Origin of the sequence: Thiomonas sp. FB-6 (assembly GCF_000377645.1) — a bacterium.
In the GTDB taxonomy this organism is placed as follows: Bacteria; Pseudomonadota; Gammaproteobacteria; order Burkholderiales; family Burkholderiaceae_C; genus Thiomonas_A.
The window spans coordinates 283,990-300,981 of the sequence record NZ_KB898471.1 but is presented as its reverse complement, the minus strand read 5'-3'; the positions used below and the strand labels follow the sequence as shown (position 1 = coordinate 300,981).

Sequence of the window (16,992 nt, the reverse complement as noted above, 5' to 3'; positions counted from 1 at the left end):
ACTGTACCCAAGCCCGGCCGGCGTTCAGCCAAGCCCGGCCGGCGGCACCGGCAGCGCCACCGCGCGCAGCGAGCGCGCGCGCAGCTCGGTCAGCAGGGCGGGCAGCACCTGCAGCACCACCGCGCCGTCGTTCCCGCCCTTCGCGCCGTGGCCGTCGTGCAGCAGCAGGATGTCGCCGGCGGCCAGCCCCCGCGTGAGCCGGCGCAGCACCCGCCCGGGGTCGCGCTCGCGGGTGTCGAAGCCGCGCCGGGTCCACGAGGCCAGTTGCAGGCCGCTGTGGCGAAGTGCCGGCCAGCACCAGGGGTTGCGGAACCCGGCGGGGGCGCGGAAATAGCTCGGCGCCACGCCCGTGGCGGCCTGGATCAGGGCCTGCCCGGCCGCCAGTTCGGCACGGTAGCCGCGCGGGCCGAGCAGCGCGAAGTCGTGGCGGTGACGCGCGGAATGGTTTTCCACCCGGTGCCCGCGGCGCACGATCTCGCGCGCAAGCTCCGCATGCCGGGCCACCCGCTCGCCGATGCAGAAAAAGCTGGCCTTGGCGCCGTGGGCGTCGAGCAGGTCCAGCACTGCCGGGGTCACGCGCGGCTCGGGGCCGTCGTCGAAGCTCAGGCCCACCTCGCCGCGCGCCGCGTGCGCGGGCGGCAGGCGCAGCAGGTTCGGGCCCAGCAGGCGCGTGCGCGGCGTCAGGCTCAACGCGGTGACCAGCGCATGGCTGCCCAGCGCAGCGCCCAGGGCCCAGGGCCAGGCCGCCGGCAGGGCGAGCACGCCGGCCAGCGCGGCCGCATGCACGCCGCCCACGCCGAGCAGCACGGGCGGCAGCCCGGCGCGAGGCTCGGGCCCGCCTGCTTCAGGCCTGCGCATCGGCGCTTCCCACGGGGTTCTCCGACAGCACCGCCGAGAACAGCAGCGCCAGCAGCGCGCCGGGAGCCACCGTGGCTCCCAGCGAGACGAGCACGGGCACGCCCGACAGCAGCAGCGGCCCGAAGCCGGCCACGGTGCTGAGGTTGGCGAACAGCAGCGAGCTGAGAGTGCGCGGTCCCACACCGCCATGCTGCCGGCCGCGATCGAAGAACAGCGCATAGTTCGAACCCGCGGCGATGACCAGCATCATGCCCACCAGGTGCAGCAGGTTGAGCCGCTGGCCGAGCAGCACCAGCCCGGCGGCCACCACCAGCACCGCTGCCAGCAGCGGCGCCAGCACCCGGGCCACGCGGCGCGGTGAGCGCAGCGCCAGCAGCAGCAGCGCCGACATGCCGAGCACGCCGGCCAGCGACAGTCCGATGGCGGTGTGCAGATAGCGTCGGTACAGCTGGTTGCTGGTCGCGCCCAGGTCCACCACCAGCGCGCCGCTGCCGCGCAGCGCCTGCTCCACCCGCGGCAGCTCGATGGCTCCGCCGGCGGGCGCGCGCAGCGGCAGCAGCGCGGTCCAGGACTCGGCGCCGGCCCGGCGCTGGCGCAGCAGCATGCCGTCCAGCGCCAGCGCGAAGGAACTGTGCGCCAGATCCTCGCGGCGCAGCAGGGGCGCCCGGCGCGCGGCGGCCACGTCGGCCACGAAGGGCTGGAACAGGCTGGCCTTCACCGGCAGGCCGGCCACCGCGGCGCGCAGGCTGGCTTCGAGCTGCGCGGTGTCGGGCAGCGCGGCCTGGCGCGCACGCTGGGTGCGCTCGCTGGGCAGGTAGCGCGCGGGACTGTCGAAGCCGCCGATCAGGCCCTGCTCGCGCAGCGCGCGCAGGCGCGGAGCCAGCGCTTCCGCGGCCTGCAGCACCGCCTCCTGGCTGGGGCCGCGCAGCGCCACCAGATCACCCGAGTCGGCAGCGCCGAGCTGGCGGCGCAAGGTAGCGTCGGCGTCGAGCATGCGCTGGGGGATGGGGCTGAGCGCGCTCAGCCGGTCATCCCACACATGGTGGCGCTGCGCCAGCAGCAGCCCGGCGCAGGCCAGCACCAGCAGGGCCAGCGGCCGGCGCAGGCGCCGCAGGCCGCGCACGGCACGCTCCAGGTGCCGCCCCGCGCGCGACAGGTCGCGCACCCTCAGCCCGCGCGGCATCAGCTCGGGCAGCACGAAACGCGTGACCAGCGCGGCGCTGAACACCCCGGCCATGGAGTAGGCGCCGATCTGTGCCAGCCCGGGGAAATCCGACAGCAGCAGGCTGGCGAAGCCCACCATCGAGGTCAGCATGCCCAGGCGCACCGTGGGCCAGAAGCCGCGCACCCAGGCACGCCGCGCGTGCTGCGCGCCGTCCGGGCCCTGGGCGCCTTGCGCCGGGCCGGATTGCACGAACAGGTAGATGGAATAGTCCACCGCCTCGCCCATCAGCGCCGTGCCGAAGCCGAGGGTGATGCCCTGCACCACGCCGAAGCCCAGGCCCACGGCGGCGGTGGCGGCGACGATGCCGGTGAGCACCGGCAGCAGGCCGAGCAGCAGCAGCGCGGCCGAGCGGTACACCAGCAGCAGCAGGGTGACGATGAGCGCGGCTCCGAGCAGGCTGACGCGGGTCACCGCATGCTCGATCACGCCGCGCGAGTAGGTGGCGAACACGGCCGGCCCGCTGAGCACCAGCGAGGCCCCGGCCGCGGCCGGGCCCGCGGCCAGGCGCACCTGGGCGAAGGCCTCGCGCAGCTGGCTCAGGGCGGCCTGCTGGGCGTCGGTGTCCGTGCCCGGCGCGCGCGCCACCACCAGCAGCAGCGCGCGCGTGCCGTCGGGTGAGGCCCACACTCCGTCGACGTGCCGGGGCTGGGTGCGTGGGCCGAGGGCGCCGAGGTAGCCCAGCGTGGCGCCGGTCGGGTCCGCGGGCAGCAGGCGCTTGAGGCCGTCGCCCAGCGGCCCGGCCAGTTGCGCGATGGACGCGGCGATCGAGCGGTGCAGCGCGGCGGCGCCGAAGGCCTGCGCGTAGGACGGCCCTACCTTTTCTTGAGGCGCCGGGCTGAGCAGGTAGCGGTGTGCGAAGGCCAGCGCGAAATCGCGCTCGCCGCGCGTGCCGGCGCCGTTGTCCGCCGAGGCGACGCCAGGCAGCTCGCGCAGGCGCTGCGCCAGGCGCGTGGACAACTCGGCGCGCACGCGCGGGGTGGCCCCGTCGATGCCCACCAGCAGCAGGCGCGACAGCAGGCCGTCGCGCAGCTGTTCCACCAGCACGCGCTGGCGCGCGTCCGGCGAATGCGGCAGGAAGGCCGACATATCGGCCGTGAACGGCGCGCGCAGGGCCACGCCGAGCGCGGCGGCGAGCAGCGCCAGCCAGGCCAGCACGATGGCCGCGCGCCGCCGGTTCACGGCTGCCGCAGCTCCTGGATGCGCATCCACGAGCGGTCGCCGTCGGCCTGGAACACGGCGATGCCTTGCACCGAGGCCTCCGAGCCGCTGAGGTCGATCTCGCTGACGCGCGCGCGCGCCGCGGGCAGGCGCGGCACCAGCACCAGGGTCCAGCGCCGGCGCCCGCCCTCCAGGCGTGTGCGGTAGGCACGCTGCAAGCCGGCGAGGTCGCCGCCGAGGGTGGCGCGGAGGCCCTCGACCAGGGCGCCCACCGCGGGCGTTTCGTCGAGGTCGAAGTGCTGCGTGCGCCCGCCGATCTCCACGCTGAGCTGCCTGCCGCGCACCACCAGGCGCTGCTCGGCGGGCCGCAGGGTGTGCATTTCCAGCATGTCGGGTGCGGCGAAGCGCAGGATGCCCGAGGACTCGATGGGCGCGTCCAGCATGGCCAGGTTCCTGGTTTCCTGAAAACGCGCCTCGCCCGACTTGCGCGCTCCCAGCATGGCCATCAAGGCCGCCAGGTCCCAGGGCGCGGCGCCGCTCGCAGCGGCGAAGGCCGGCCCCGCGCCCAGCGCGAGGACCAGCGCGGCCAGTACCCGCCGGCGCCGGCCGCGCGCCGGCGGACCGCCCTGCGCGGCCGCGCACCCGAAGCGCACGGGCCGGGTCACGGCCGGCTCCCCTGCCCGGGCGCCGGCTCCGGCGCGCCCTGGGGCGGTGCCCAGAAGTCGAAGAAATTGAACCAGTTGAACGGCGCGGCGTGGCAATGGTCCTCGAGCAGGCGCACGTAGTCGTCCAGCGCCGCGTCGAGCGCGGAGCCGCGCGCCCCGCGGCTCAGGCCGGAGAAATCCGCCAGCGGCTCGAACACGACCTCGTAGCGGTTGTCGCCGCGGTACACGCCGGCCATGAACAGGACCGGGCGCCGCAGCAGCGCGGCCATGCGCAGGGGCCCCAGCGGCCAGGCGGCCTCGGCGCCCAGGAAGCTGCGCCGCGCGGTGGCGTCGTCGTGCAGCGAGCGGTCGGCGAGGATGCCCACGATGCCGCCGGCATCCAGCGCGTCGCTGACCCGCAGCATGGAATCGGGGCGCCCCAGCGCGATCACGTCCTGCTGGGCCCGAGGGTTGATGGCGCGCAGCGCGGCGTTGATCTTGCGCGCGTTGTCCGGGTACATGAGCAGCGAGACCCGCAGCCCCGGACGCAACTGGCCCACCGCGCGCAACACCTCGAAGCTGCCGAAGTGCGCCCCCAGCAGCAGCACCCCGCTCCCCCGTGCGATCGCCGCCTCGACATGCTCGGTGCCGCGGGCGCGGATGTCGAACAGGTCGGCACGCTCGTGCAGCAGGAACACGCGGTCGTGGATGGTCGAGGCGAAGCTGTGGATGTGCGCGAAGCGCTCGTGCCATCGGGGGCGGCGTCCGAGCACCCGCTCCAGGTAGGCACCCGAGGCCCGGCGCGCCCTGGGCGCGCAGGCCAGGAAATACGCGCAGATGCCCAGCAGCACCACGCGCGCGGGCCGGCGCCCCAGGCGCAGCGAGATCCAGCTCATCAGGCGCAGCATGAACACGCTGCTGCGCTCGCGGTCCCGGGTCCACGAGGCCGGCCTCGGGGTGGCCTCGGCGGTGGCTTCGCGCGCTTCGTTCATGTCCCCTCGCCGCCGCCGCGCACCGGCGCCAGCGAACCGCTGGCCACCTTGCGTCCGCCCTGGAGCACGCTGAAGGCCCCGCCGGCGCCGGCTTCGCCTTGCACGGCCAGTTCCTCGCCGGGGCGCACCACGCCGGTGAACTTGACGCTGTCGATGCGCCAGCCGTCCGTGGCCGGGCCGGCAGCCGGGTCCTCGCACAGCGCGTGCACCGCGGCATCGAGCAGCAGCACGCCGGGCACCATGGGATCCCCGGGGAAGTGCCCGGCGAAGGCCGGGTGATCCGGCGCGTAGGCGGGCAGCGGGATGTCAGCGCTCATCGTCGCAGGCCTCGGCGGATTCGCCGTGTCGGGCGGCCAGTGCGGCCAGCTCGGCCCGGGGCAGCTTTCCGGTGGCGTTGCGCGGCAGCTCCCGCAGCAGCACCAGCGGGCGGGGCAGGAAGGCCGGGTCGATGCGCTCGCGCAGCAGGCGGCGCAGCTCGGGCGCGCCCAGCCCCGGCGCGACCACGAAGGCCATGAGCCGGCCCACGACTTCGCCGGCGCCGCGTTCGGGTGCGAAAAAGGCCCCGTCCACCACGCCGGGGATGGCGCACAACTGGTGGTTCAGGTGCGCCAGCGAGCTGCGCTTGCCGGCCACGTTGACCATGTCGGCGCCGCGCCCGAGCAGGCGGAAGCGGCCGTCGCCGAGCGACTCGATCAGGTCGTGCACCGGGGTCGGCGCCGCGAGGTGCCCGCCCGAGGCCAGCGCCAGGCCCTGCGCCTGCGGCACCAGCGCGACGCCGTCCAGCAGCGTGAAGGCCTCGCCCTGCGAGGTGCGGCGCGTGGCGATCTGCCCGGTCTCGGTGGAGCCGTAGATTTCCACCAGCGGGGCACCCGTGCGCGCCTCGACCTCGCAAGCCAGCTCGGCCGCCAGCGGAGCCGTGGCGCACAGCACCAGCGCCAGCGGCGGGATGTCCAGCCCGCTGGCCAGCAGGGCGCGCAGGTGCACCGGCGTGGACACCAGCATGCGCGGCGCCGGCACGCGGGCCAGCTCGTCCACGATGTCGGCCGGGTAGAAGGGGTGCGCCGCGCTCAGCGCCAGCCCGCCGTGCAGGGCCATCAGCAGCGTGGATTCGAAGCCGTACATGTGCTGCGCCGGCACCGTGCCCACCAGCGTCGTGCCCGGGGGCAGGCCCAGGCGCCGGCGGCCCGCGTGGATGCACGCCACCAGCGAGCCCCAGGTCTTGTCGTGGGGCAGCGGCGCGCCGGTGGAGCCGGAGGTGCAGACCTTGGCCACCACCCGGTCGGCCGGGATGCGCGGCATGCACAGGGGACGCTGCGCGCGCGGCGCGGCGGTGCCGCGCCCCTCGGGGTAGCGCAGCTGCGGCAGATCCAGCTCGCTTGGGCCGTCGACCAGCGCGAACAGATCGGGCAGCTGCTCGCGCAGCTGGCGCACCGCGTCGGCGGTGCGCGTGGACGGCAGCAGCGTGACCTTGCCGCGCAGCACCGCCGCGGCGAAGCCCACGGCAACGTGGTAACGGTCCTGGCAGGCGTTGAGCACGTGGGCGCCGTCCGGCAGGGCCTGCGCCAGGCGCTGCGCGTCGTCCAGGAAGACGGCCGCGCGCACCGGCCGGCCGCCGCACCAGGCGAGCACGGCATCGGGGTCCTCGTGCGACAGCAGCGCGAGCGCCTCGCTCATCGTCCCGCCCCCGTCCTGTACAGCAGGTAGGCGCGGATGGCCTCGAAGGGCCCGGCCTGCTCCTGCGCGCTCAGCAGCGCGCGGCGCGCCAGGTATTCGAGCACGAACATGCACGCCACCAGCAGCGGCGTGCCGACGCTGGCGAACCAGGCCCAGTCGCGCAGCGGGCCCAGCGTGAACAGCAGCAGCGAAGCCGCCGCCATGGCGGCGAAGAACACGGTCCAGGCCGCCGTCACGCCGCGCGTGTAGCGCAGCAGCCGCGGCGACATCGACGGCTGGCGCGCGGCCGCGAAGCGGGTGACCAGCGCCGTCCTTCCCGGGCGCAGGGTGTTGCCGAACACCATGCCCAGCACCAGCATGCTGCCCAGGTATTCGGCCAGCGCGAGTGCGGCCAGGCGCGGCTGCAGGTGGCCGCCGGCCCACAGGCTCGCCAGCGGAACCGCGACGCATGCGGCAGCGAAGAGGGCGCGCAGGATCCGCCGCATGCCCGGCCCCCCTGCCCTCACGTTGCGCGCAGCCCCGCGACGTGGCCGGCGAGCTGGCGCAGCGAGCTGAAGATGCGGTGGTTGTCGGCGTCGTCGGCGCGCAGCTGCACGCCGTACTTCCTGGAGAGCACCAGGGCCACTTCGAGGATGTCGATGGAGTCCAGCCCGAGGCCGTCGCCGTACAGCGGCGCATCGGGGTCGATGTCGGCCCCCGCGACGCCCAGCTCCAGGGACTGGGCGATGAGGTCGCCCACCTCCAGCAGGAATTGGGGATCGACCCGGGACGGCGTGGCGGAAGGCGTGGACATGGGGCAGTGGAACAAAACATCAATCGACCAGGGCGGAATCATAGCCCGCCGGGCCCCGTTTCCAGCGCCCAGGCAGGGCGCCGGCCGCGCCCAGCAAGGCCCCGCAGACCACGTCGATCAGCACGTGCTGCTTGACGGCCATGGTCGAGTACACGATCAGCGCGCACCAGATCCAGCTCAGCCAGCGTGCGCGCCGGCCCAGGCCCAGCCCCGGCAGCACGCGCTCGAGGGCCAGCGCCGCGAACACCGCGGAGGCCACGTGCAGCGACGGACAGGCGTTGCCGGAGGCGTCGATTCCGCGCAGCAGCGCGAAAGCCGGGTGCCCTGCGTAGTCTGCCTGCATCGAGGGTATCCGCGTCGGCCACAGGGCGAAGATGGCCAGCCCGGCCGCGCACACGCCACCGATGCCCGCCGCGTAGCGCAGGAGTTCGCGCCGCGCATCCAGCAGCACGGCCGGCGCGCAGACGTAGACCCACAGGGACAGGTACAGCGGCAGCGCCCAGGGCTGGAAGCCGATCCAGCGGTCCACCGCGGTCAGCGGGATCGTGCTCACGTGGGACCAGGGATGGCGCAGCAGCCGGAAATAAGCGCTGAAGAACAGGGTCATGATCGCCGTGATGCCCAGGCTCTTGAGCCAGAAATGCGCCAGCAGGCGGCGCCCGATGCGCCGCGCCATGCCGCGGGCGCCTGGCCTCACGACGGGTCCGCCGCCGCGGCACGGCAGGCGATCAGGCTGGCATTGCTGCCCCCGAAGGCGAAGGAATTCGACATCACCGCGCGCAGGCCGGGGGCCTCGCGCGCGGCGAGCGCGATCAGGTCCACCCCCCCGCAACGCGGGTCGGGCTGCTCCAGGTGAGCGGTGGGGGGCAGCCTTCCCGTGCGCAGCGCCTGGATGGCCAGGATCAGCTCGGCGGCGCCGCCGGCCCCGATCAGGTGCCCGTGCACCGCCTTGGTGGAACTGATCGCCGGGCCCTGCGCGCCGAACACCTCGGCGAGGGCCTGGGTCTCCGTCAGGTCGCCCAGTTCGGTGGCCGTACCGTGGGCGTTGACGTAGCCGATGTCCGCGGCGGCCAGGCCGGCGTGCCCCAACGCCTGGCGCATGGCCGCGACCTGGCCCGGCACGCCTGGCGCGGTCAGGTGCTGGGCGTCGCTGCTGGCGCCGTAGCCCGCCAGCTCGGCCAGTTCGCGAGCGCCGCGCGCGGCCGCGCGGGTCTCGGATTCCAGCACCAGGGCCGCGCCCGCCTCGCCCAGCACGAAGCCGCTGCGCCGGCGCTCAAAGGGCCGGCAGCTGGCCGCCGGGTCGGCGGCATCGGCGCGGGCCAGCACGCGCAGCGCGTTCCACGCCACCATCGCGCCGGGCGTGAGCATGGCCTCGCTGCCCAGGACCACCGCGGCGTCCAGGTAGCCCTCGCGGATCGCGCGCAGCGCCTCGCCGGCGGCCACGGCCGAGGAGGCGCAGGCCACGCAGTAGGTGTTGCCCATGCCGCGCAGTCCGTAGCGCATGGACACCAGCGCCTGCGCCGCGTTGGCCATCAGGCGCGGCACCGTCAGCGGGTGCATGACGGTGGCGCGCCGGCGTTCGGCCTCGTCGCCCAGCAGCAGCCCGAAGTAGCGCGCGTACATCGCGTCCAGCGTGCAGGCGCCGCCGAAGCCGATGCCCGAGAACACGCCGAAGCGCTCGGCGTCGTCCGGGGCGGGGCCGATGCCGGCCTCGGCCAGCGCCTGCGCGGCGGCGGCCAGCGCCAGCTGGGTGGCACGGTCCAGCCCGGCGTCGGCCTCGTCGAGCAGCGTGGCCGGCTCGACCGCCGCCGGTGCCGCCAGCATGCCGGCGAGGCCGGCCGCCAGCCGCGGCGGCATGGCGCGAACCGCGCTGCGCCCGGCGAGCGCCGCGGCGAAGCTTTGCGCGACATCGGCGCCCAGCGGCGACACCAGGCCCATGCCGGTGACCACGACGCGCGCGGGCGGCCGGCGGCTCTGCGGCCGGCCTCGCGGCGGCGTTCCGCCGGTCAAGGGCGCGCGGAGGCGCTCAGCGCGTCGGCCCGCGGCAGTTCGCCGCCGTTGTGCGCGCGCAGCTCGGCCTCGATGGCGGCGACCATGTCGGTGAACCGCATGGACTGGTATTTCATCGGGTCCGACAACTGCATGCCGAAGCGTTCCTCGATCGCGAACAGCATTTCCACCAGACCCAGGGAGTCGAGCGCGAGATCGGCGACCCGCAGTTCGGGGTCGTCGAAGCGGGCGGCATCGACGCGGGCGTGCCGGATGAGATGGTTCCGGATCAGGGGCTCCAGCATGCTGTTGGCGGACTCGTTGCGTGGGATGCCGGCTGGTGCCGGCCTGCCTGAAATGCTAGCAGCGGGTTTTCCGCGCCAGCAAACCCCGGCGCAACCCGCGGCGCGGCGGCACAATGCGCGGCAGGCTTCCCCGTATCCATCCCCCGCGGCCATGCAATCCGTACCCTCGTCCCTCACCACGGCCCCCGCCGGGGAATTCCTGTCCTCCGACTCCATCCGCGAACGCTTCGCGCGCGCCATGTCGGCCATGTACCGCGAGGAGGTGCCGCAGTACGGCACCTTGCTGGACATCGTGGCGCAGGTGAACGCGCAGGTGCTGGGCCGCGCGCCGGCTTCCCCGCCGGCTTCCCTGCCCGCTTCCCTGCCCATGACGCAGGCCGAACTCGAGCGCCTGGGTGCGGAACGCCACGGCGCCATCCGCGTGGGCAGCGCACGCGAACTCGGCATGCTGCGGCGCATGTTCGCCGTGCTGGGCATGCAGCCCGTGGGCTACTACGACCTCAGCGCGGCCGGCGTGCCGGTGCACTCGACGGCCTTCCGTCCGGTCGAACCCGAGGCGCTGGCGCGCAATCCCTTTCGCCTGTTCACGTCGCTGCTGCGCCTGGAACTCATCGAGGACCCGCAACTTCGCGCGCTGGCCGCGCAGCGCCTCGAGCAGCGCGAGATCTTCAGCCCCGAGGCCCTGCGCCTGACTCGGGAATTCGAGCTCCGCGGCGGCCTCGCCGAGTCCCAGGCGGATGCCTTCGTGCGCGAGTTGCTGCAGACCTTCCGCTGGCACGGCCAGGCCACCGTCCCGCTCGAGACCTACCGGCGCATGCACGCCGCGCACCGCCTGGTGGCCGACGTGGTGTGTTTCCGCGGCCCCCACATCAACCACCTGACCCCGCGCACCCTGGACATCGACGCCGTGCAGGAGCTCATGCCCCGGCACGGCATCGCCGCCAAGGAGACCATCGAGGGCCCGCCGCGCCGCAAGGTGCCGATCCTGCTGCGCCAGACCAGCTTCAAGGCGCTGGCCGAGGCGGTGCGCTTCGGCGACGGCGAGGGGCCGTTGGGCGAGCACACCGCCCGCTTCGGCGAAGTCGAGCAGCGCGGCATCGCGCTGACCCCCGGGGGGCGGGCGCTGTACGACCGCCTGCTGCGCGAGGCCGATGCCGCCGCGCAGTCCGGAGCGCCGGACCATGCCGCGCGCCTCGAGCAGGCCTTCCAGGCCTTTCCCGACGATCTGGAAGCGCTGCGCAGGCAGGGCCTGGGCTATTTCGAGTATTCCCGGGTGTCCGAGGCGATTCCCGCCGGGGTCGCGGCGCACGACCTGGAGGCCCTGGTGGCCGCCGGGGCCGTGCAGGCCCGGCCCATCGTGTACGAGGACTTCCTGCCCGTCAGCGCGGCCGGGATCTTCCAGTCCAACCTGGGCGACGCGGCACGCGGGGCGCTGCGCGCCGCCGACGCCCGCGCCGAGTTCGAAGGGGCACTGGGATGCGCCGCCCTCGACGAGTTCGCGCTGTACGAGGCGCAGCAGGCGGCGTCCATCGAGCGCTGCCTGCGGGGCCCGCGGCCCGTCGGTGCGCCGCCGCGGCCCCGCGGCGACGACGGAGTGGCTCCATGACCGGTCTTCCCCAGGACGCCACCGTACTGATCCTTCCCGGCATCCAGGGCTCCGGGCCCGGGCACTGGCAAAGCCTGTGGGAGCGCCGGCACCCGCGAGTGCGCCGCGTGCAGCAGCGCGACTGGGATGCTCCGCAGCTGGAGGAATGGTCGCGGGCCCTCGAGGCGGCCGTGGCTGCGGCGCGCTCGCCGGTGGTGCTGGCCGCGCACAGCCTGGGCTGCCTGCTCGCCGCGCATTGGGCCGCGCGCACGCGCCTGGCGGTGCACGGGGCCTTGCTGGTGGCTGCGCCCGACCCGGCGGGCCCGGGCTTTCCGCAAGCCGCCGCCAGTTTCGCGCCGGTGCCGGCGCGGGCCCTGCCCTTTGCCAGCGTGCTGGTGGCCAGCCGTGACGATCCCTACGGCAGCCTTGAATTCGCCCGCCGCCAGGCGGCCGTCTGGGGCAGCGAGCTGGTCGATCTGGGCGAGCGCGGCCACATCAACGCCGACAGCGGGCTGGGCGACTGGCCCGAAGGCTGGGCGCGCCTGCAGGCCTTGCTCGCCGCGGGCTGAATGCCGCGGCGGCGGCGGCGGCCGCCGGCCGGCTCAGGCCGGGGGCTCGCCGCGCCTGGGTTGCAGGTGCACGCCGGCGAGCATGCAGCGCACCGAGCCCCCGGCCAGCTCGATGGTGGGGATGTCCAGCGGCAGCAGGCGCGCCGAGCGCTCGATCAGCCGGCGCTGCGCCGGCCCGAGGCTGTCGAGGCCCCGGCGCGACAGCGCCAGCAGGCGCTCGCCGCCGCGGCCGCTCAGCTCCATGGCATTGGCGGCGAAGGCGCTGATCTGGCGCGCGTCGAGCTCGACCAGCTCCCGGCCGCATTCGCGCAGCCGGGTTCGCAGTTCGTCGGCGCGTGCGGGGTCGACGAAGCCGTGCAGGCCCACCAGTGCGAACTCGGTGGCGATGCTCATCAGCACATTGGTGTGGTAGACGGCCCGGCCCGTCGGGTCCACCGCGTCGAACACCATGGGCTCGTAGTTGAAATGGGTGCAAAAGCGCTCCAGCGCCACCGGGTCGGCGCGCCGCGAGCGCGCGACATAGGCCACGCGGGCCACATGGTCGAGCACCATGGCCCCGGTGCCTTCCAGGAACAGCCCGTCGTGTTCCAGGCCGGAGTAGTCGATCACGTCCTGCACCCGGTAGCGCGCCTTGAGCAGCTCGATCACGTCCGCGCGGCGCTCGCGCCTGCGGTTGGGCGCGTACATCGGAAACAGCGCCACGTGCCCGCCGGGGTGGGTGGAGAACCAGTTGTTGGGGAACACCGAGTCGGGCGTGTCGCGCTCGCCGTCGTCGTCGAACAGGTGCACCCGCACGCCCTCGGACTGCAGGCGCTCGGCCACCGCCGACGCCTCGCGCCAGGCGGCCGCGGCGAGCGAGCGCGCGCGCCCCGGCGTCGCGATCTGGAAGGCGTTGTCGGCGGCGGTCTGCGGGTTGGTGGCGAAGCGGCGGGGGCGGATCATCACCACCGCGGCCGGCGCCTGCACGGACAGCGGGCGCGGCCGGGGTGCCGGCAGGGCGGCCATGGCGCGGCCCTCGCTCAGGCCGCGCGCCGGCCCGCGCCGGGCTCGCGCGCGGGCGCCGCGTAGCGGAACAGGTCCTTCGGAGCTTCGCCCGGCGGCACCAGCTCGATGTCCTCGCCGATTCCGTGCCGGCGCGCCTGCTCCAGCACGTAGTGCAGGGTGGTGAAGTCCTCCAGCGCGAATCCCACCGAGTCGAACACCGTGACCTGCCCGGGGTGCTCGCGCCCGGGCTGCTCGCCGCGCAGCACCCGCCACAGCTCGGTCACCGGGAAGTCCGCCGGCAGCTGCTGGATGTCTCCTTCCACGCGGGTCTGGGCTTCGTATTCCACGAACACGCGGCCGGCCCGCAGCACGTCGGGATGCAGTTCGGTCTTGCCCGGGCAGTCGCCGCCCACCGCGTTGAGGTGCATGCCGGGCTCGATCATCGCGGGGCTGACGATGGTGGCACGGGTCTTGTCGGCGGTGAGCGTGCTGAGGATGTCGCAGCCCCGCGCGGCCTCGGCCGCGCTGGCCGCGCGCCGCACGCGCAGCCCCGGCCATCCGGCCAGGTTGCGCGCCAGCTTGTCGCTGGCGGCCGGGTCGAGGTCGAACACCGTGATCTCTTCGATGCCCAGGTGCGCGTGGAAAGCCAGGGCCTGGAATTCCGACTGCGCGCCGTTGCCGATCAGGGCCATGCGCCGCGCGCCGGGGCGGGCCAGCACGCGCGCGGCCATCAGCGAGGTCGCGGCCGTGCGCAGCGCGGTGGCCAGGGTGAGCTCGGACAGCAGCAGCGGATAGCCGGTGTCCATGTCGGACAGCGCGCCGAAGGCCATCACCGTGCACAGCCCGCGCGAGGTGTTGGACGGGTGGCCGTTGACGTACTTGAAGGCATGGCGCCGCGCATCGGCCACCGGCATGAGTTCGATCACGCCGCGCTCCGAATGGCTGGCCACGCGGGCCGACTTGTCGAACTCCGGCCAGCGCAGGAAATCCTCGCGCAATGCGTCGGCCAGTTCGCCGACAAAACGTGCCGCGCCGACCGAACGGACAAGGCGCGACATGGAGGGAAGGTCGATGAAGCGTGTCATGGGCAAATCTCCTGCGGGAATGCGGAGCCGGCGTGCGCAGGGCGCTGGCGGCGATGGCTCATTGTTCCCCCGGGTCATGCCACTTTGAAGAATGCACTGTGGCAGGTTTTGGTATGAAACGTACACTTTGCCAGCATCATCAGTGCAAAGTGGGAGATCCGATGGACGACCTCGATGCCGAACTCATCGCCCTGCTGCGCGACGACGCGCGCCTGCCGGTGGTGGCGCTGGCGAAGAAATTGCGCGTGGCGCGGGCCACGGTGCAGAACCGCTTGGCGCGGCTCGAGCGCGACGGCGTGATCGTGGGCTACACGCTGCGCCTGAAGCCCCAGGCGGAAGGCCACCGCATCCGCGCCATCATGAGCATCGAGGTGGAGGGCAACCGCGCGCAGGAGGTGTTGCGCCAGCTGCGCGGCCACCCGGCGGTCACCGCGCTGCACACCACCAACGGGCGCTGGGACCTGATGGCCGAGCTGCGCGCGGACAACCTCGAGAGCTTCGACCGCGTGCTGGCCGCCATCCGCATGGTCGACGGCATCGCCAACACCGAGACCAGCATCCTGCTCACCACCCACAAGCTGTAGCGCGCCGTGCGCGCCCCGCGCGCCCGCCGCGGGCCTCCTACACTGGAGGCCTTCGACGGCAGGCAGCGGGCGGGAGCGGGGCATGAGCGAACAAGCGGGGCAGTGGACCATGGACATCGCGCTGGACTTGTGCCGGCAGGCCCTGGCCGAGGGGCGCCGGCGCGGTCTGGCCGTGCTCACCGCGGCGGTGCTCGACCGCGGAGGCCACCTGATGGTGCTGCTGCGCTCCGACGGCTCCAGCCTGCTGCGTCCGCAGATCGCGGTGGCCAAGGCCTGGGGCGTGCTGGCCATGGGATTCGGCGGCCGCGAACTGGCGCGCCGCGCGGCGACCCAGCCCGTGTTCTATGGGGCCTTGTCGGACCTCAGCGGGGGCAACGTGGTGCCGCTTCCCGGCGGCGTGCTGGTGCGCGACGCGCAGGGCCTGCTGCTGGGCTCCATCGGCGTGACCGGCGACACCGCCGACAACGACGAGCTGTGCGCGGTGGCCGCCGTGCGGGCGCTGGGCCTGGTGGCCGACACCGGCGCCAAGGTTTCCGAGGTCTAGACCGGCGGCGGCGCCAGCAGATCCGGGTGCAGGTGCCCCACCTTCACGTAGATCAGGCAGCCGGGGTCGCTGAAAGGCTGGTGGCGGCTGAGATGGGGGCTGCGCAGCCAGCTGCCGGCCGGGTAGTGTCCGTGCTCGTCGCTGAACACGCCCTCGAGCACCAGGATCTCCTCGCCGCCCCAGTGGGCGTGGGCCTGGAAGCGCGTGCCGGGGGCCCACCGCACCAGCGCGACATGTTCGTCGGCGAATTCGTGCAGGGGCAGCACCTGCAGCCCCGCTACGAGCCCGGGCACGAAGGCCGCGCCGCGGGTGTCGATGCGCAGCTGCCGGTCGTCGCCGGGCTGGAACTGGCGTAGCTTGACGAAGAGCTCGCAGCCCGGCATGGAACGCGGCGCATGGCGCGTGCCCGGCGGGTTGCGCAGATAGGTGCCCGCCGGATATTCGCCGTGTTCGTCGGCGAACACGCCCGACAGCACCAGGATTTCCTCGCCCAGGCCGTGCTCGTGCTGCGGGAATTGGCTGTGGGGCGCGTAGCGCACGAGACTGGTGGCGCGCGCCACCTCGCCGCCCACGCGGTCGAGCATGCGCCGCTCGATGCCGGGCTGCGGCGACGCCACCCAGGGTTCGGCCTGCGTATCGATCGCCACGCGGGCGGAGAAATCGGCGTGAAGTTCCATCGTGCCGGAATTGGCGAAACAAGATGAAGATGTGGAAAGACTAGCAGGGAGCACGCGCGCGCGCTCGCGGCGCACGTGCCCGCGGCCGCCGGGCCATTCCGGCGCGTGCGCAATAGACTGCTCTCGTGGATGCCGCCGCGCGCGCCGTCCCCCTGCCGTTGCCCGTCTGGAGTCCGCCATGGAAAGCCGTCCGCCGCTGCCGCCCTTCACCCGCGAAACCGCCATGCAGAAGGTGCGCATGGCCGAGGATGCCTGGAACACCCGCGACCCCGCGCGCGTGGTGCTGGCCTACACGGTCGACACGCGCTGGCGCAATCGGGCGGAATTCCCGGTGGGCCGCGAGCAGGTGCGCGGGTTCCTGGAGCGCAAGTGGGCGCGCGAACTCGACTACCGCCTGATCAAGGAACTGTGGGCCTTCGGCGAGGATCGCATCGCCGTGCGCTTCGCCTACGAGTGGCATGACGATGCCGGCCAGTGGTACCGCAGCTACGGCAACGAGAACTGGCAGTTCGACGCCCACGGACTGATGGCCGTGCGCCACGCCAGCATCAACGACCTGCCCATCCGCGAGGCCGATCGCAAGTATTTCTGGCCCCTGGGGCGCCGCCCCGACGACCATCCGGGACTGTCCGAGCTCGGGCTCTGAATCAGCCCCGGCGGCGCCGCGCACCGGGATGGTGAGCGGCGAGGAAATCCCGCGTGGCCTCCTCGGCCAGCCCGAGGCTGTCGTGCACCTTGTGCAGCAGCCGCAGCAGCTGCGCGCGTTCCTCCGCGCTCAAGCCCGACAGCAGCGCGCGTTCGCGCTCCAGCGCCAGGTCGTAGATGCTGTCATGCAGCTCGCGGCCGGCCGGGGTGATGGAGGCGATGCGCAGGCGGCCGTCGCGCGGGTCCAGGGCCACGCGGATCAGGCCCTTGGCCTGCATGCTCTTGAAACAGCGGCTGACCTGCGCCTTGTCCATGCCCATGACCCGGCAGATGTGCTGGGCCGACAGCGCCGGCTCGATGGCCAGCAGCACCAGGATGCGCCAGACCTCGATGCCCACGTCGAAGGCCGCCAGATAGGCTTGCGAGGCGCCGCGCGAGAGCTTGTTGGAAATCCAGCTCAGGTAGGCGGGCGCGTAGTTGCGCAGGTCCACCGTCTTGCGCGCCGCGCCGGCGGCGAGGTCCGGTGCGGCCGGCGCATCCGCGGGCGGCGGGGAGGGAGAAGGGGGCATGGCGGCGCGCAGAGTCGGTGCGACCCCTATTGTGGACGCTTCCGCCGCCTTGGGCGAGAGGGGTTCGCGCGAAGGCGTAGGCTTGCAGGCGACGGCCCCACCTGTCCCAGGT

Annotated in this window: 20 protein-coding genes; 5 read left to right on the top strand and 15 right to left on the bottom strand. The window is 73.9% G+C overall.

All coding sequences use genetic code 11. From position 1 onward, the window contains the following. Positions 1-24 precede the first annotated feature (24 nt). Genes D466_RS0101450 through D466_RS0101400 form a run of 11 tightly spaced genes read right to left on the bottom strand, consistent with a single transcriptional unit; the run spans position 25 to position 9,638 of the window. Entirely contained in the window at positions 25-858 is an 834-nt protein-coding gene (locus D466_RS0101450; protein WP_018911911.1) for a polysaccharide deacetylase family protein, read from the bottom strand. Further along, positions 845-3,262, bottom strand: coding sequence for an MMPL family transporter (locus D466_RS20195; protein ID WP_018911910.1), 2,418 nt, complete (start codon positions 3,260-3,262; stop codon positions 845-847). Before D466_RS20195 ends, D466_RS0101450 begins: the two co-directional genes overlap by 14 nt. Then, entirely contained in the window at positions 3,259-3,906 is a 648-nt protein-coding gene (locus tag D466_RS0101440) for an outer membrane lipoprotein carrier protein LolA (protein ID WP_018911909.1), read from the bottom strand. The genes D466_RS20195 and D466_RS0101440 overlap by 4 nt, the downstream gene beginning before the upstream one ends. Beyond that, on the bottom strand, positions 3,903-4,877 hold the full coding sequence (locus D466_RS0101435; protein ID WP_018911908.1) for a hypothetical protein: 975 nt from the start codon (positions 4,875-4,877) through the stop codon (positions 3,903-3,905). The genes D466_RS0101440 and D466_RS0101435 overlap by 4 nt, the downstream gene beginning before the upstream one ends. Continuing rightward, positions 4,874-5,194, bottom strand: coding sequence for a 3-hydroxyacyl-ACP dehydratase FabZ family protein (locus tag D466_RS24620; protein WP_018911907.1), 321 nt, complete (start codon positions 5,192-5,194; stop codon positions 4,874-4,876). Before D466_RS24620 ends, D466_RS0101435 begins: the two co-directional genes overlap by 4 nt. Next, positions 5,184-6,551 (bottom strand): AMP-binding protein, encoded by a 1,368-nt coding sequence (locus tag D466_RS0101425; protein ID WP_018911906.1) that lies wholly within the window; start codon positions 6,549-6,551, stop codon positions 5,184-5,186. Before D466_RS0101425 ends, D466_RS24620 begins: the two co-directional genes overlap by 11 nt. Next, on the bottom strand, positions 6,548-7,036 hold the full coding sequence (locus tag D466_RS20190; RefSeq protein WP_018911905.1) for a hypothetical protein: 489 nt from the start codon (positions 7,034-7,036) through the stop codon (positions 6,548-6,550). Before D466_RS20190 ends, D466_RS0101425 begins: the two co-directional genes overlap by 4 nt. A gap of 17 nt (positions 7,037-7,053) precedes the next feature. Further along, on the bottom strand, positions 7,054-7,344 hold the full coding sequence (locus D466_RS0101415) for a phosphopantetheine-binding protein (RefSeq protein ID WP_018911904.1): 291 nt from the start codon (positions 7,342-7,344) through the stop codon (positions 7,054-7,056). Positions 7,345-7,363: 19 nt separating this feature from the next. After that, positions 7,364-8,020 (bottom strand): phosphatase PAP2 family protein, encoded by a 657-nt coding sequence (locus tag D466_RS20185; RefSeq protein ID WP_018911903.1) that lies wholly within the window; start codon positions 8,018-8,020, stop codon positions 7,364-7,366. Between the two features lie 17 nt (positions 8,021-8,037). Next, on the bottom strand, positions 8,038-9,294 hold the full coding sequence (locus D466_RS0101405) for a beta-ketoacyl synthase (RefSeq protein WP_018911902.1): 1,257 nt from the start codon (positions 9,292-9,294) through the stop codon (positions 8,038-8,040). A 56-nt stretch (positions 9,295-9,350) separates the two neighbouring features. Continuing rightward, positions 9,351-9,638, bottom strand: a complete 288-nt coding sequence (locus tag D466_RS0101400) for an acyl carrier protein (RefSeq protein WP_018911901.1) — start codon at positions 9,636-9,638, stop codon at positions 9,351-9,353. A 151-nt stretch (positions 9,639-9,789) separates the two neighbouring features. On the opposite strand from D466_RS0101400, the gene D466_RS0101395 reads away from it, so the two are divergent. Together D466_RS0101395 and D466_RS0101390 are read left to right on the top strand one after the other, a co-directional pair. Further along, positions 9,790-11,244 (top strand): VOC family protein, encoded by a 1,455-nt coding sequence (locus D466_RS0101395; RefSeq protein WP_018911900.1) that lies wholly within the window; start codon positions 9,790-9,792, stop codon positions 11,242-11,244. Next, positions 11,241-11,792, top strand: a complete 552-nt coding sequence (locus D466_RS0101390; protein ID WP_018911899.1) for an alpha/beta hydrolase — start codon at positions 11,241-11,243, stop codon at positions 11,790-11,792. The genes D466_RS0101395 and D466_RS0101390 overlap by 4 nt, the downstream gene beginning before the upstream one ends. A 33-nt stretch (positions 11,793-11,825) precedes the next feature. Here the strand turns inward: D466_RS0101390 and ctlX are convergent, their stop codons facing one another. Together ctlX and D466_RS20180 are read right to left on the bottom strand one after the other, a co-directional pair. Then, the gene (gene ctlX, locus D466_RS0101385) at positions 11,826-12,797 is read right to left on the bottom strand and encodes a citrulline utilization hydrolase CtlX (protein WP_018911898.1); all 972 of its coding nucleotides are present in this window, start codon (positions 12,795-12,797) and stop codon (positions 11,826-11,828) included. Between the two features lie 14 nt (positions 12,798-12,811). Beyond that, a complete protein-coding gene (locus D466_RS20180) occupies positions 12,812-13,861 on the bottom strand; it encodes an ornithine cyclodeaminase (protein WP_018911897.1) in 1,050 nt (349 codons plus the stop codon). Between the two features lie 161 nt (positions 13,862-14,022). Between D466_RS20180 and D466_RS0101375 the strand changes: the two genes are divergently transcribed. Then, positions 14,023-14,445: an Lrp/AsnC family transcriptional regulator gene (locus D466_RS0101375; RefSeq protein WP_018911896.1), complete on the top strand. Its 423-nt coding sequence runs from the start codon at positions 14,023-14,025 to the stop codon at positions 14,443-14,445. An 82-nt stretch (positions 14,446-14,527) separates the two neighbouring features. Further along, positions 14,528-14,989 (top strand): heme-binding protein, encoded by a 462-nt coding sequence (locus D466_RS0101370; RefSeq protein ID WP_018911895.1) that lies wholly within the window; start codon positions 14,528-14,530, stop codon positions 14,987-14,989. On the opposite strand, the gene D466_RS0101365 is transcribed toward D466_RS0101370, so the two are convergent. Continuing rightward, on the bottom strand, positions 14,986-15,666 hold the full coding sequence (locus D466_RS0101365; RefSeq protein WP_018911894.1) for a cupin domain-containing protein: 681 nt from the start codon (positions 15,664-15,666) through the stop codon (positions 14,986-14,988). The genes D466_RS0101370 and D466_RS0101365 overlap by 4 nt on opposite strands. Positions 15,667-15,844: 178 nt before the next feature. Here D466_RS0101365 and D466_RS0101360 point away from each other — a divergent pair, with 178 nt between their 5' ends. Further along, positions 15,845-16,312 carry a nuclear transport factor 2 family protein gene (locus D466_RS0101360; RefSeq protein WP_018911893.1) on the top strand — a complete coding sequence of 156 codons (468 nt, stop codon included), beginning with the start codon at positions 15,845-15,847 and terminating at the stop codon, positions 16,310-16,312. A gap of 1 nt (position 16,313) precedes the next feature. Here D466_RS0101360 and D466_RS20175 read toward each other — a convergent pair whose 3' ends face one another. Next, the gene (locus D466_RS20175; RefSeq protein WP_018911892.1) at positions 16,314-16,880 is read right to left on the bottom strand and encodes a MarR family winged helix-turn-helix transcriptional regulator; all 567 of its coding nucleotides are present in this window, start codon (positions 16,878-16,880) and stop codon (positions 16,314-16,316) included. Between the last annotated feature and the right edge of the window lie 112 nt (positions 16,881-16,992).